Here is a 13,295-nt window from a genome sequence, read left to right as displayed (position 1 = left end):
GTAAACCATTCTTTTTTCGTTTATTTGTAGCGTGTTTCAAAATGAAGATTCCGATAGCTATTACAATTAAATATAAAAGTGCGAACCTTTTTACTGGAATATGGGTTTAAATATAAATCAATTAAGAATGGAGGCCAATATGTGTGTAATAAAAGAATTGAGTCGTTTCATAAAGAAAGGAACGTCTACATTCCGCGATGCTTCCAAAGGACGCTACCATAAAGAATCAAAGGAAATCCTTGAACTAAAAGAAGAAATGTTCGGGAAAGAAAGCCGTCGTTCGGATGACCGTCAGAATGTATTAAAAGACCGCAAAGCTATCGAAAAAGATGTACGTAAATCATTCGACAAACTAGCTTTAAGAAATGGGTAAGCAAGAAATCAAACAAAAAGAGACTCAGGTCTCTACCGAGCAAGGGGTCGGGAAACAATTGGAACAAACTTATACAGTAGATGATAATTGTCTGCCTTCCCCTCAAGAACTTGAAGCATACAAACAAATAGACCCCCGCATTGTAGATTATTTGATTGACGCTTCAATAAAAGAACAAAGCCACAGGCATAAGATGGATGAGAAGAAGCTCCAAATAATAAGCAAAGCGGACGGAAGAACAGGAAGAATGAACTGGTGGGGTATGTTTTTTGCGTTTTTATGTCTGATTGCGTTTCTCGCCGTTGCTGCTTACGCATTGTATCTGGATAAACCTTGGCTTGCTACTTTCTTAGGAGGAACAGCTATTGTCTCCATCATTTCGATTTTCGTCAATAAAGACAACAGCGAAAACAAGGCATCGAAAAAATAACAATATAACCTATAACAAGAAAATGATAATCCCCGGCAGACGGTTGTGTCTGCCGGGGATTATCATTTTGCTGACCTCCGCAAAAAGGTCTATTCTCCCGGTTCACCCAGAAACTCCACCACCGCCTCATGCTGCAACGGTGTAAGCACCCGCTGCCCTTTATGAAACGACAGTTCCTCCAGCCTGTGCTGCAACGGCACGCACAGCACCACCCATCGGCGCAGCTGCGTCACGGCACTCCGCTTGGTAGAACGCGGAAAATACTCCTGTGCCAGTTCATTCATATAAATTGCTTTCATACTTCTTGTCTCCTTCCTTCGTGTTTGCGGACAGACACACGGGGTCTGCCCTATGGTTCATACTAATAAAAAACTACCCCATAGTAGCCGGTCATCTACTATGGGGTAGTCGGTGAATCACTGCATGGTAGGCTGGCGTTTACCCCATGCTAGTCCTGCGCCTTGGCCGGTGCGTCCTTCCCGGCCGTCTTCTTGGGCACCTTCTTGAAGTTGAGCGTCTTCAGGTTCTGCGCCTCGCGCACCAGCGCGCCGGGGCGGAACTGGATATTCACCTTCTTGATGCTGTCGGCCGAGAACTTCTCTTCCGAGTCTGCGCCTTTGCTGCAAAGCTGGAACTGGAACGAGCCGAACTTCTCCATGCGGACAATCTTGCCCGCCGCGAGGTTCTTCTTCATCTGCTTGATAAGGGCGCGGAGCACGTTGAGCACGTCACCGTCGGTCAGGGTGGTGGCGTAGGATATTTCCTCGGCCATGTCGTCCAGGTCCACCACGCCGCTTGCCTGCATTTTGGCGTAGTATAGCGGCGCGGCTTCGGGTTCTGCGGGCTTCTTCATCGCCGCAATAGAATAGTTGATTTCTGCCATAATTCTGTCGTGTTTTAATGGTTGGTAAATAATAATCAATCGCATGTTGTGTCGCGAACACGGCGCAAATATACTATGGTTGCAGAATATAGAGTTGACGAACAGGTCATTTTATAGAATATCCATCTATAAATATAGGTACATAAAAGTGAAAATCACTATATTTGCATACATAATCAGATATAATCCAAGACGTTCGACAAATTATCGGTTTTCTTTCATTTTAAAGGCAAAAAGATGCGTAAACACAGGAAAATAGTAGGCCGCAGTTATCTGTACAGGGTGGATGACATCATCCGTATCTACGACGAGCACAGCCGTTCGGGGCTGAGCAACCGCGAAATACTGCGCCGTCATATCTGGCCGAAATACCACATCTGCGAAAAGACGTTTTACAACATCATCAATGCCAGTGCGGAGCCGCGCATCATTGAGGGGCTGAAAAGCATCAATACGCAGCTGTCACTGTTCTAGGATTCTATCATTTCGGTCTCGTAGACATGTTCGTACACCTTGACGCCTCCGGGCAGGGAATATCCGCGGGTGCTCTTCCGCTCCATCACCCTGGAGCATCCCTCAAATCTCCACAGGTGGATGTTCCTGTTCAGCTGCCGGGACAGCGACATGCGTTCCGCCGCCTTTCCTTCCTGCCCGCTGCCATAACGGGTGTCATCGTAGCAGTCGAAAGCCAGGCGCACGGTCATCAGGCAGGTGCCGCGCTGGGCGTCTCCGCCAAGGGAGCTCCATTTCACTTCGGGCATGCTTATCAGCACACAGGGAAAGGTGACGGGGTATTGGTCCTCGCCGTTCATCAGCGCCTCCAGCTGTCCGTAGTCCTCGTCTATCAGGATTATCTCGTTGCCCAGCTTCAGGGCTATATGCTTTTGCAGGTCGTTGAATAATTGTTCCATGTCTATTCTTATTTAGGGTTCATAATCTTTTCGATGTCAGCGTCCAGCCGGGTGTTGATTTTCCGCACCAGTTCCGGTCCGGGGATGTCGGGCATGAACTGCCGCCGGGGAATGCGGATGTTGAGTTGCGTCTTCCGGGTCAATGCCAGGCGTTTCCAGTTCTTGGCTTCCTCGCTTTCGTTCAGCTGCCGGTTCTTCCGTGCCTTGCCGCCGCGTTTCATCTTGCGGGTGATGCCGGTCTCCTTGTAGTACATCGCCCAGGCGAATTTCCGCATTTTGGGAGTGACCTTGGGGTGCAGCGTGCCACCACGGTTATGGATGGCGGCGTAGGGCACATCGGTGTAGACGGTTACCCGGCCCTCGCCGGTCTGCTTGTCGATGCTGTGCATCAGGTGGTTCCGTTTGCTGAGTAGGGGGCCGTATTGCGAGGATGCGGATGTTCCGCCCGACTGCTGGCGGCGTGTCTTGACCCATGGACGGAAGCCGTTGTGGGTCAGTCCGCCCCGGGCGAAGTCCTCGCGGATGTGGTTGATGGCGATATCGCCCACCAGCCGGGGAGCAGTGCGTTTCAGGTAATCGCCCAGCCGGGCGACACGTTGCTCCAAGGTTCGGATCAGTTGTTCGGGAGTCATGTTTTTCGTTCAATATAATTGGTTATTAAATAATTAGTCGTATATTTGCAAAACAAGGAGCTGATTTCCTAAAAAGGCTGCGGATTGTAGTTCCGCGGAACCCTTTTTAAGAGGTCGGCTCTTTTATTATTCTCAGAATATTAGAGCTGTCCGATATACTGTAAATTTCACATCTGGAAGGATTCAGCTCACGGACAATAATCCAAGATTTGTCCCCTACAATTTCAATTTCAAACAAATGTGCTTTTACGGACGGGTCGTGCTTGTCATTTCCATACCCCAGATACTTTGCCTTTTTCATCACGTTATTTATATCCAGTAGCAGTTCGTTCTTTTGGGCATAGTGCTCATGCGGCTGGTTCAGCCATTCCTTGATACCACGTCCTGTGATGTGCATTTCCTTGTGAAAGTCCTTGTTGACGAAAGACTCTTCCTTTAAAACGGCCGCCTCCTTTCTCAATTCCTTTGTGCGTGCCTTTATCTTCTCCTTTTCCAGAGCAGAGACCTTCGCCTCCACCTTTATCACCGTCCCCTCCTTCACCTTCTCCGCTATGAATTTCCGCACCGCCTTCTCCGCCCCCGGATAAGCCTTCGCCACATACGGATGCGAGTCACCGAACAGCTTGCCGTCCACGCCCGGGTTATTGTCCAGTCCCGGTGAGGGGCGGTCTTTCGGAGCGTCTCCACCGTCGGGCACTTTTGTCACCGGGGCATCGGTGTTTTTCAGCCAGCACTTGCAGTTCCAGCGGTCGCCGGGGCGGTGGCGGTTCCAGAAAGAATCGTTCACCGGAAGCACCGTCCCCCAGAAGAGGCGGTGGTCCGCTCCGGGATGCGCGCTGGTGCTGGGCATCCATTCCAGATTGGGCAGGATATCCGCGTCCTCCTCAAAGCGCTGCCAGTCCGCCGCCTGATGCATGCGGATGACCGCGGTGTCATACTCCGTGCGGAGCCACGAGTCTGTATGGTGGTCCAGCATAGGCTGCACATCGTTCAACCAACCTTTAAACGGTTTGAGAACACCGTTCGAATCATGAAGCCGGGCGGCGATATCATTCTGCATCCGGTGCACCTTGAAGGCACTGAACGCGGCTGTGTGGTAAGCCACCTGCCGGCGGAAGCCGGTGGATACCACCGCACCGCTCTCTGCCAGTCCGGTGTCCGAGGCTTCGGACAGGATGCGGTACACTTCCTGCCACAGGCCTTCCTCCACCTCGGAGGACACGTCCAGCTGTCCGCCGTAGATGCGCTTCAAGGAGGCAAGCAGTGTATCCTTGTCAAAACGGAAAGACGACGCTACGGACTCGTCGTCTTCGGCTTTCGCCTGCAGGGGGCTGACGGTGTCGCCCATATAATCCAGTTCGTCCAGGTCGGGAAGCCCGTACAGGTCGTTCATTACCAGTCTAAAGCCCCGTCTTCGGGTTGCGGGGCGTGGGCGAAAAAACGGTCTGAGCGGTTTTGGGGATGTGCTTTGACTTGAGTATCCGGGCGGACACATGGGTCCGCCCCTACGGAGGGAAAGGGCTGCCGGTTCTCGCTGCGTTGTGCCGCCTGTTCCGCTTTCAGTTGTTCGTAGTTGTCCGGCTTCTCCACCTTGAGCTGTTCGTACAGGTAGTCATCGCCCAGAGGCAGATGGAACACGGTCACGGCTTTCTCCAGCAAGGCGGCCTTGGCGGTGACATCGGCCGTATCCTCGGCTTCCACGTAGACAAACTCCCCGCCTTCGGTGTTCACGCCAAGGGCGGCGAACTGGTCGGTCATGTCATAGTTCAGCAGGTTGAGGATGAAGAGCGCGTCCTGGTCTGCCAGTTCCTGCTCCACCTTGTCGTGCACCGTGCCCAGTGCCTGTGTGCCTGTCTCGCTGGCTTCGGTGGTGAGGGTGTTGCCCAGCACGGCTTTGCTCATCTCGGCATTGCAGCGGTCCACCAGCGAGGCGTAGAGTTCGCTGCTGCCGGTCTTGTTGTTCGATTCGATGAATTCCAGATTGCTGTCCGACGGGCAGAAGTAGACATTCGCCCCTCCCTGGCCGGCGGCGGCATCCATGGCGGCGCTCACGGACTCGGGGTCGGAGGAGTCGTAGGTGTATTTGCGTATGGGCATGCCGAACAATTCGGAGAACTCCGCCCAGTCGTTCATGGTGCCGCGCTTGTAGAGCACATACGGGGCGGTGCGTGCCAGGATGCCCAGCGGTTCCTTTCCGCATATCATCAGCAGGTCGCCGTAGGCGTCGAAAGGCTCGCCGGTGATGTTGTCCTGGCGGTGCTTGATGAGCCGCCGCACCGGGTCCACATGCTTGCGCGGCACGCAGTAGTAATCTATCCAGCCCTTTTCGTTGAGGTAGAATTGCAGCAGGGTAAATCCCCAGAACTGTGCGTCCAGCGCATCCTCGATGAAGCGCAGGAACCACGGACTGGATATCTGCTCGTTCACCCGGTCGTCTGGCATGCCGTTCCGGCGGAACTCTATCTTGCGGCCCAGCACACCGGACTTCCGTTTTTGCGCCACGCAGAACAGGTGGGGGTCCAGCAGTGTGTCGTTATAGAGGTCGTACAGGCGGACGCGGCGGGTGAAGTCCACATCCTCCGCTCCGCGCAGGGCGGACTTGTAGGCGTCCATGTCAAAGGAAAAACGGCGCGGGGCGGTCAGGGTGATGGTAGTGCCGGGGCGGAAGTTGCCGCCCTCGGTGATGCGCCGTCCCTGTTTGTGGGAAGCGGCGGTGCGGTAGTTGCGCAGCAGGGGGATTTTATCGATCAGTTTCATACTTCTTGGGGTTGAGGATTAGACATTGAAAATTAAAGCCGGTTGCGGCGTTTGGGGTTGCTCCGCATCTTCCAGGGAAGTCCCTGCCGGGATTCCGTATCGGGCAGGGGCGGTGCGCCGTCTATGTTGATCTGGCACTTCGCCACCTGGCGCAGCCATTCCACGGCACGCTCGTACCGGTCTTCCCGCACTTGCGAGAGTTTCTGGGGGTTGTGGATGCAGAACAGGTGGTAGACGGTGATGTCCAGCGCCATCATCAGCACCAGCGGATGGCGTGCGCTGCCTTCCGCGCTGAAAAGGGTGTCCGTGTCGTAACGCGCACTGAGGTAGCCGCGCATCTCGGAGACGGCACGGTCTTCACATATCTCGACAAGGGTGTCGTCGTTCCGGGTCAGGGCGTCCAGTATCTCGCGGTGGATGCTGGCGTCATAGTCTTCGGGGGTGATGAATTTACTCATGGTTATGTCTTTTTTATAAATGTCATAGTCTCCGGCTGCCGTGCTTGCGGGTGTGCATCACCTGCACCGGTTCCAGTTGCTGTGTCTTTTTCTTCAATACGCGCAGGCCGCCTTCCACACAGTCGGGGCCGTCGGCGGGAAACTTCATCCGCAGGGTGAACAGGCGGAACTGGTCGTCCAGGCGTTTCATGTGCGGGTCGTTTTTCTCGGCCTCGTTCAGAATCAGGTTGCCCTCGCGGTTCAGCGGTTCCAGATTGGCCTCTATACGGGTTCCCTTCTCCGTCTTGCGGTCTTCGTCGGGGTGGATGTAGAGCTGCACGTCCCTCTCGCGGCGCACCTTGGACACCAGCGGCTTGAACACCTGCTGGAAAAAGGGGTCCTGCAGCTTGTTGTTCTCCATGTAGCAATACACGGGCACTTTGCCGTTCACGTACTCCAGCAGCTGCACGTACCAGTCGATGAACTCGGCATTCAGCCCGCGGTCCAGACGCACCTTGATGATGTAGAGCTTCTGTCCGGTCATGCCCATTAGGATGCAGCCCTTGGTGGAGGAGTTCCTGGTCTTGTTCTCGCCGGGCGCGGGGTCGCCGTAAACTACCAGGAACTTGAATTTCGTCAGGGCGGGCACCCGGCCGTAGGTCAGTTCCTTGAACACCTCGCCTTCGGTCACGGGGTTGTTGAAATACTCCGTCTGCTGGGCGGAGGTGCTGATCTTGGCCAGCACCTCATCTATCTGTTTCTCGGTGTTCTTCTGAGGCCATGTGCTGTGTCCGTCCTTGTCGCGTATGTTCACCACATCCCAATGATCGGCCATCGCTCCGGCCCGGGTCACGCAGCAGTCGCGGGCGATAATATTGCCGCAGAACACCACCAGTACGGGGTTGGCGGGGTCACGCGTGGGATAGAGCGCCTTTTCCCACCACTCCCAGTTCTTCTGCACGGTGTCGGGGTTGCGCACCGCCTCGTCGGTGTCGAAGTCGTCCACCAGCAGCACATCGGGACGGACAGCCCCGTTACGGCTGCCGCGCGGTGCATTGCCCGCCCCTACGGCACGGAAGGAACAGCCGCACTTGGCAATGAACTCCTCCGCCGCCCAGTTGCCCGGACAGACCTGTGCGCCGTAATAGGCGCGTATCAGTCCGTTGCATTCCAGCATCTCCTTGTAGGGTGCCAGCAGGCGGACGGCACTGTCCTGTGTGGCGCTCGCCATCATCACATTGCGTTTCCGTCCGGTCAGTGCCAGATAGAGCACGATGAACATCACCGTGGTACTCTTGGCCAGGCTTCGCGCCCAGCTGAGCACCTCGAACCATTCGTCGTGCTGAATGCAGCGGCGGATGGCACGGAGATGGAAGGGGGCGAACTCGTATTTCGCATAGTCGGGGAAAAAGAACTTGATCCATACAACCGGGTCACGCTCCAGCCGTTCCAGCTCTTTGGCGATTTCCGCCTGCGTGAGGTTCACGTCCTGATTGGTGCGGCGCATGCCTGCCTCGTAGAACACCGCCCACTCTTTCAGGGCGTCGCGGTCTTTCTGTGTCAGTTTCATAGGCTGTCCTTGATGAATGCGTCCCACAATTTCAGATACTCCTTGCTGCGGTCCAGGTCATACGGACGCAGCCAGTTGACGAACTTCATGCCCACGCTGATGATATCCGAGACACCTACGTCCGTTTCCAGTTTCTTGATGGCGGCGGACAGCTTGTTGATGGTGTCCGCCTCGGCGGCATTGGCGTAACGCTGTCCGTCCTCCCTCGAGGCGATCACCTTGTTTATTTCCGCCACCTGCCGGTGCAGGTTGGCTATCTGCTGTTCGCGGGTCAGGGTCACGCCTACCTTGTGTTCCTCCCATTTCTCCTCTTTCGCCCACCGGGCGACGGTCTGGCGGGAGACTCCCACTTTCTCGGCTATCTCCTGCTGGGTGAGGCTGTCCTTGATGTAGAGCATGCCCGCCCATTCCTTTTTCTGCTGTGATGTCAAATCTGCCATAATTCTCTGCTTTATGTTGTCGGGTGGACCCATGTGTCCGCCCCTACGGTGTATGTTGCCGGACGGGCCCCCCCGCCCCTACGGTCGGCGCAAAGTTTCATAGAATCGGCGGGGTACGGAAAAAAACGTGAAAGGCTTGCAAGGTTGTGCACATCCGTTGCGCGCTTGCGTGGAAGGGTTACACACTTTTTTGCGCGGCCGGGGCGGACACCCTAATTTCGCCGGAAAAGAACGACAGACCCATGACAGTATTCAAATCCATATTGAACGAAGACACCGCCTGCCTGCTGCTTTACGGCGAGGTGAACGACGAGGGCGGCGAGGGGAAAATCTCTAGCCGCGACGTAGTGAACGAACTGCTATACCTGGACGGAAGCTACCGCAACCTGAACATCCGCATCAACTCGGTGGGCGGCGACGTGTATCCCGGCATCGCCATTTTCAACGCCATCCGCCGGTGCCGGAGCAACGTGACCATCTACATAGACGGCATCGCCGCCAGCATAGCGGGGGTCATCGCCCTGTGCGAACGGAGGGTGGAGATGAGCCGCTACGCACGCATCATGCTGCACAACGTGAGCGGCGGATGCTACGGCAACAAGGATGACCTGAGGGATATGATACGCGAGTTGGAGAGCCTGGAGAACACCATCGGGGAAATCATCTCCCACCGTTGCGGAAAGACCCCGGACGAGGTGAAGGCCGAATACTTTGACGGCAAGGATCATTGGCTGAAAGCCGATGAAGCGCTGGCCATGGGGCTGGTGGACGCCATCTACGACGTAGAGGAGTCCGTACCGGACGGCAGCACCACCGATGACATTTACCGCATATTTACTAACCGGCTGGAGTCTTTCCGGCAACAGCCACAATCAGATAATGACATGAAATTAGAAGATTTTAAGAAGATTCCACGCTTCGCCAACTGTGCGGACGAAACGGCGGCCCTGGCCATGCTGGGCGAAACGGCGGCACGTGCCGACCAGGCAGACCTGCTGGAGACAGAGAACAGTACACTGAAAGAAGAGAACGGCACACTGAAGGCGCAGATGGAACAGGCGGAGGCGGAACGCATCGACACCGCCGTGGAAGAAGCCGTGGCGGACGGACGCATCGACGCCGGGCAAAAGGATACGTACAAGAACCTGCTGAAAGCGGACTTCAAGAACGGAATGACGGCACTGAAGGCTTTGAGACAGAAACGCCTGCTGAAAAACGAACTGGGCAACCCGAAGCCGGAAGCCGACTCGACGTGGGAACGAAAACAGGCGGAGATACGAAACCGCTACCAACACCGCTGACCATGAAGACACAACCCCCGAAAGGAGTGCGCATCGGCAGTACGGTGTCCTCCGGCAAGAATACGGGCGCTTATATCCGCCCGCGCCAAAGCATCAAAATGTGACGCTAGTTTTAATTTTCAACTTATAATTTTTAATCCGAGAAGAAATGGCTCTGAATGTAAAAAACACCAATTATAGCGGCGAGGTGCTGGAAACCCTCCTCACGCTGGCCGCTACCGGCAACGAGATCGTGGAGAAGGGACTGCTCTGCGTCATCCCCAACATCAACAAGGCTGTATCCATCCCGCGCATCAAATCGGGAAAGATGCTGCAGAAGCGCAACAAGAACCCGCAGCTGGCCAACAGCAAAGGGGATTTTGACTACAGCGAGAAACAACTGGAACCGCACGACATGATGGCTTTCACCGTGTTCGACCCCATCGCTTTCGAAGCGGTATGGCGTCCGTTCCAACCCAAAGGGCAGATGGTGTTCCGCGAACTGCCGGCCGAAGTGCAGAACAAGCTGCTGGAGGAACTGTCCAAACAGGTGACTTTCGAGCTGGGCGACCTGTACGTGAACGGTGAATATGGCGATGACGCCACGAAGCTGATGAACGGTATTCTGACGCAGGCGGCCAAGGATACGGACATCATTATCGCGGAAAGCGCCGAGACCACCATGCTGGGCAGGCTGAAAGCGTTGCGCAAGGCCATCCCTGTCGCCATCCGCAACAACCCCGCATTGCGCATCATCATGTCCATCAATGACTTTGACAAGTATGATGACGAGCTGACCGCACGTGAGGCGAAGAACACCAGCGAGACGGATGTGAACGCCATGCGCTACAAGGGTATCCCCATCGAGACGCTCGCCGCATGGCCCGATGACCTGATTGTGGCCACCCTCTGTTCGCCGAACGCATCCTCGTCCAACCTGTTTGCCGCCGTGAACCTGAGCGACGACGAAGACGTGATCCAGATAGACAAGCTGGCACCCGCCTCCGAACTCTATTTTTTCAAAATGCTGATGAAGGCGGATACCAACATCGCTTTCGGTGAGGAATTTGTGGTACTGGACAAGCGCGCGGTACCTGTGTTCAAGAAGGCGACAGCCGGAGAGGGATGACGCCATGGCACAGAGCAGAGGACTGAGAAACTGTAACCCGGGCAACCTGCGCCTGTCGAAAGACAAGTGGCAGGGGCTGCGCCCGGTGCAGGCGGACAAGGAATTTTTCCAGTTCACCGAAATGAGATGGGGCTACCGTGCTCTGATGCGCACCCTCCAGAACTACCGCCGCAAGCACAAGTGCCACACGGTGGCGGACTTCATCACCCGCTGGGCGCCCGAGTGCGAGAACAACACCGGAGCCTACATACGCAGCGTGTGCCGCGACATGCAGGTGCCTTCGGTCTATGTCCCCGACGTGGACGACAAGGCCACCCTGACCGCCATGGCGGCAGCCATCAGCAAGGTAGAAAACGGAGTGCCCGCCGACAGGAAAGAAGTGGAAGCGGGCTGGGACCTATTGTAAACAAGAAAAAAAGAACAGACCATGACAGCAGACGGAATTTTACAAGTCCTGAATTTCCTGTTCACGCCCGGATGCGTAACCGCTCTGCTGGTGTGGATAAAAACCAAGGACAACCGGAAGGCGGCGGCATCCAAAGAGCGCAACGATGCCTACAAACAGATGTACGACAACCTTTCGGACACCTTACTGGACTTACAGAATGAGAACATCAAGTTATACAAGGCGGTGCGCGACCTTAACCGCACCATTCAGAAGGCTGTTGCCTGCCCTCATTATCGCGACTGCCCTATGCGCGGCGAGCTGCAGGGGGCAGAAGAACCTGACCACGGAACGGACATCCGTCCGGTGCGACAGCCTGCAAAGCGTAAGAAGAACACTCACGTGGCAAGAGGCAATTCCCGAAAGCCGGGTCAGTCTGAAAGTGCCGATGGACAGTGTGCTCCGCCTCCCGGAAGGGGCACGCTACACGGCACGCAGCGGACAGGCCTCGGTGCAGGTGGGGCGTGACGAAGACAACAACCTCGTGGTGGAATCGGCCTGCGACAGCATACAGCGCCGCTGCCGGCAGCTGGAAGAGGAAATCATCCGCATCCGCAACGAGTTGCAGGAACAGGATATCAAGCCTCCGGAAGTGGTCGTGCATGAGCCTACAGGCTGGCAATGGTTCTGGATACACACCGGACGGATAGCGGTGGGCGTGTGCTGTTTGGGACTTGTTCTGACAGTCCTCAAGCGGCGTTTAAAACTCTATTTCTAATTTTAAACTCAAAGAATATGGCAGACAAAAGCAACGGAATCATCTACGGCGTGGCCGAGGTGAAATTCAAAGAAAAAGTGATAGGCTACATAGACGAACAGGGCATGCAGCCTGCTGGCAACGCGCCCTCCTTCATGGACGTGCATGCGGCACAGGTGCAGGACGGCCCGGTGGACAGTATCATGACCAATCCCGGCAGCGACGCCTTTACCTTCAACCTGATACAGCTGAAGGCCGAGAACCTCGTTGACGTCATCGGCGGCACCAAAGGCGCGGCGGATGACTCGTGGACACCGCCCGCTGTCATGATGGGCACAGGACCCATGGATATCAAGACGCATTCGGGACACACGTTCACTATTCCCAACGCCCGCGTGTCCAAGAACGGACTGCAGAACGGACTGAACATGAGCAACGTGCTGGCATTCGGATTCCGTGTGGACATGATGAAGCCCGCCACCGGTGGCGAACGGTACAAGATTGTTCCACCCGCCGATGCCGCTCCGGACGCGGGGGCGGAAGCATGATTGAGGCATGATGAGTCCCAAGGAAACTGAACTGCTGGGTGCCACCGCCCTGCTGGGAGGAGGCATCAGCCTGCCGTTGCAGACCCTGCTGGGCACCGTCCGCATCACGATGAGGATACCCAGCACGGAAGACCTGCTGCGCATCTCGCGCATGTATCTGAAGATGGGTGTCACCGCCGAGGAGCTGAACGGCTACACGTTCGAGCAGAAAGCCCGCTTCATGGTGATACACGGCAGGGAGGTGAGCCGCATGGTGGCATTCGGCATCGCCCGCCGCTGGCCGCCCCCGGGGGTGAAGAACCGCATCGTGGCATGGCTGCTCAGGCGGTACATGCACCCGGTGGCCCTGCAGGAGGCATGGATGCGGATACTCTCCCCGCTCACGCTGGGGGCTTTCGGCAACATTACCGCATCGGCGGAGGCCGTCAACCAGATGGCGCCGCTGACGATGGGCCAATGAAAAGGAAACAGGAGTCAGGGCATTACGAACCGCCTCATAGCCTGTTCGGAATCATCGGGGAAGTGGCACGCGCCACGGGATGGAGCGTGGACTACATCCTGAAATTGGACTACATCACGCTGATGATGATACAGATGGACATACCCCGCTATGTAGAGAAGAAGAAGATGACGCCCGACGAGATCGTGCGCCACTTCGAGGAGATGGACAAGCTCCGCCAAACCAACCGTCCGCCGGAGTCCGCTCCCGGAAAAGGAGTCAGTCCGCTGGATTTTTTCACTCATTACGCAGCCAAGTAGAAGT

The 13,295-nt window shown here is 55.8% G+C and carries 19 protein-coding genes and 1 pseudogene; 11 read left to right on the top strand and 9 right to left on the bottom strand.

Annotation, left to right across the window (positions count from 1 at the left end; translation table 11 throughout):
* Window positions 1-139: 139 nt before the first annotated feature.
* Entirely contained in the window at window positions 140-373 is a 234-nt protein-coding gene (locus HMPREF1534_RS17300; RefSeq protein ID WP_258462299.1) for a hypothetical protein, read from the top strand.
* A complete protein-coding gene (locus tag HMPREF1534_RS17305; RefSeq protein WP_005936132.1) occupies window positions 366-803 on the top strand; it encodes a DUF2335 domain-containing protein in 438 nt (145 codons plus the stop codon). Before HMPREF1534_RS17300 ends, HMPREF1534_RS17305 begins: the two co-directional genes overlap by 8 nt.
* An 89-nt stretch (window positions 804-892) precedes the next feature.
* Here HMPREF1534_RS17305 and HMPREF1534_RS17310 read toward each other — a convergent pair whose 3' ends face one another.
* Together HMPREF1534_RS17310 and HMPREF1534_RS17315 are read right to left on the bottom strand one after the other, a co-directional pair.
* Entirely contained in the window at window positions 893-1,102 is a 210-nt protein-coding gene (locus HMPREF1534_RS17310) for a DUF4248 domain-containing protein (RefSeq protein WP_018452628.1), read from the bottom strand.
* Between the two features lie 149 nt (window positions 1,103-1,251).
* Entirely contained in the window at window positions 1,252-1,686 is a 435-nt protein-coding gene (locus HMPREF1534_RS17315) for an HU family DNA-binding protein (protein WP_005936126.1), read from the bottom strand.
* A 237-nt stretch (window positions 1,687-1,923) separates the two neighbouring features.
* On the opposite strand from HMPREF1534_RS17315, the gene HMPREF1534_RS17320 reads away from it, so the two are divergent.
* On the top strand, window positions 1,924-2,160 hold the full coding sequence (locus tag HMPREF1534_RS17320; protein ID WP_005936123.1) for a hypothetical protein: 237 nt from the start codon (window positions 1,924-1,926) through the stop codon (window positions 2,158-2,160).
* Here HMPREF1534_RS17320 and HMPREF1534_RS17325 read toward each other — a convergent pair.
* From HMPREF1534_RS17325 to HMPREF1534_RS17355, 7 genes are all read right to left on the bottom strand, one after another.
* The gene (locus tag HMPREF1534_RS17325; RefSeq protein ID WP_005936121.1) at window positions 2,157-2,597 is read right to left on the bottom strand and encodes a hypothetical protein; all 441 of its coding nucleotides are present in this window, start codon (window positions 2,595-2,597) and stop codon (window positions 2,157-2,159) included. The genes HMPREF1534_RS17320 and HMPREF1534_RS17325 overlap by 4 nt on opposite strands.
* Window positions 2,598-2,605: 8 nt before the next feature.
* Complete coding sequence (locus HMPREF1534_RS17330; RefSeq protein ID WP_005936119.1) at window positions 2,606-3,229, bottom strand: phage virion morphogenesis protein; 624 nt, start codon at window positions 3,227-3,229, stop codon at window positions 2,606-2,608.
* Between the two features lie 106 nt (window positions 3,230-3,335).
* Window positions 3,336-4,622 (bottom strand): LPD3 domain-containing protein, encoded by a 1,287-nt coding sequence (locus HMPREF1534_RS17335; protein WP_005936116.1) that lies wholly within the window; start codon window positions 4,620-4,622, stop codon window positions 3,336-3,338.
* Window positions 4,622-5,986, bottom strand: a complete 1,365-nt coding sequence (locus HMPREF1534_RS17340) for a phage portal protein family protein (protein WP_005936113.1) — start codon at window positions 5,984-5,986, stop codon at window positions 4,622-4,624. Before HMPREF1534_RS17340 ends, HMPREF1534_RS17335 begins: the two co-directional genes overlap by 1 nt.
* A 32-nt stretch (window positions 5,987-6,018) precedes the next feature.
* A complete protein-coding gene (locus tag HMPREF1534_RS17345) occupies window positions 6,019-6,444 on the bottom strand; it encodes a phage protein Gp36 family protein (protein ID WP_005936110.1) in 426 nt (141 codons plus the stop codon).
* 22 nt (window positions 6,445-6,466) lie between these two features.
* Window positions 6,467-7,993 (bottom strand): hypothetical protein, encoded by a 1,527-nt coding sequence (locus HMPREF1534_RS17350; protein ID WP_005936107.1) that lies wholly within the window; start codon window positions 7,991-7,993, stop codon window positions 6,467-6,469.
* Window positions 7,990-8,433, bottom strand: coding sequence for a YfeC-like transcriptional regulator (locus tag HMPREF1534_RS17355; RefSeq protein ID WP_005936105.1), 444 nt, complete (start codon window positions 8,431-8,433; stop codon window positions 7,990-7,992). The genes HMPREF1534_RS17350 and HMPREF1534_RS17355 overlap by 4 nt, the downstream gene beginning before the upstream one ends.
* Window positions 8,434-8,675: 242 nt before the next feature.
* On the opposite strand from HMPREF1534_RS17355, the gene HMPREF1534_RS17360 reads away from it, so the two are divergent.
* From HMPREF1534_RS17360 to HMPREF1534_RS17390, 8 genes and pseudogenes are all read left to right on the top strand, one after another.
* Entirely contained in the window at window positions 8,676-9,734 is a 1,059-nt protein-coding gene (locus tag HMPREF1534_RS17360) for a head maturation protease, ClpP-related (RefSeq protein WP_005936102.1), read from the top strand.
* A gap of 148 nt (window positions 9,735-9,882) precedes the next feature.
* Window positions 9,883-10,818, top strand: a pseudogene (locus HMPREF1534_RS17365) (hypothetical protein); the annotation flags it as partial.
* Between the two features lie 28 nt (window positions 10,819-10,846).
* Complete coding sequence (locus tag HMPREF1534_RS17370) at window positions 10,847-11,248, top strand: hypothetical protein (protein ID WP_005936096.1); 402 nt, start codon at window positions 10,847-10,849, stop codon at window positions 11,246-11,248.
* Window positions 11,249-11,269: 21 nt separating this feature from the next.
* Window positions 11,270-11,755, top strand: a complete 486-nt coding sequence (locus HMPREF1534_RS17375; protein WP_005936093.1) for a hypothetical protein — start codon at window positions 11,270-11,272, stop codon at window positions 11,753-11,755.
* The gene (locus HMPREF1534_RS0118770) at window positions 11,745-12,005 is read left to right on the top strand and encodes a hypothetical protein (protein ID WP_018452626.1); all 261 of its coding nucleotides are present in this window, start codon (window positions 11,745-11,747) and stop codon (window positions 12,003-12,005) included. The genes HMPREF1534_RS17375 and HMPREF1534_RS0118770 overlap by 11 nt, the downstream gene beginning before the upstream one ends.
* Before the next feature lie 17 nt (window positions 12,006-12,022).
* Window positions 12,023-12,532 carry a hypothetical protein gene (locus tag HMPREF1534_RS17380; protein ID WP_005936090.1) on the top strand — a complete coding sequence of 170 codons (510 nt, stop codon included), beginning with the start codon at window positions 12,023-12,025 and terminating at the stop codon, window positions 12,530-12,532.
* Between the two features lie 7 nt (window positions 12,533-12,539).
* Entirely contained in the window at window positions 12,540-12,992 is a 453-nt protein-coding gene (locus HMPREF1534_RS17385) for a hypothetical protein (RefSeq protein WP_018452625.1), read from the top strand.
* Window positions 12,989-13,291, top strand: coding sequence for a hypothetical protein (locus tag HMPREF1534_RS17390; protein ID WP_005936084.1), 303 nt, complete (start codon window positions 12,989-12,991; stop codon window positions 13,289-13,291). The genes HMPREF1534_RS17385 and HMPREF1534_RS17390 overlap by 4 nt, the downstream gene beginning before the upstream one ends.
* Window positions 13,292-13,295: the final 4 nt, after the last annotated feature.

Source organism: Phocaeicola massiliensis B84634 = Timone 84634 = DSM 17679 = JCM 13223 (genome assembly GCF_000382445.1).
GTDB classification, from domain to species: Bacteria; Bacteroidota; Bacteroidia; order Bacteroidales; family Bacteroidaceae; genus Phocaeicola; species Phocaeicola massiliensis.
The sequence above is the reverse complement of the archived record's forward strand: the minus strand, read 5'-3'. Positions and strand labels throughout refer to the sequence as shown.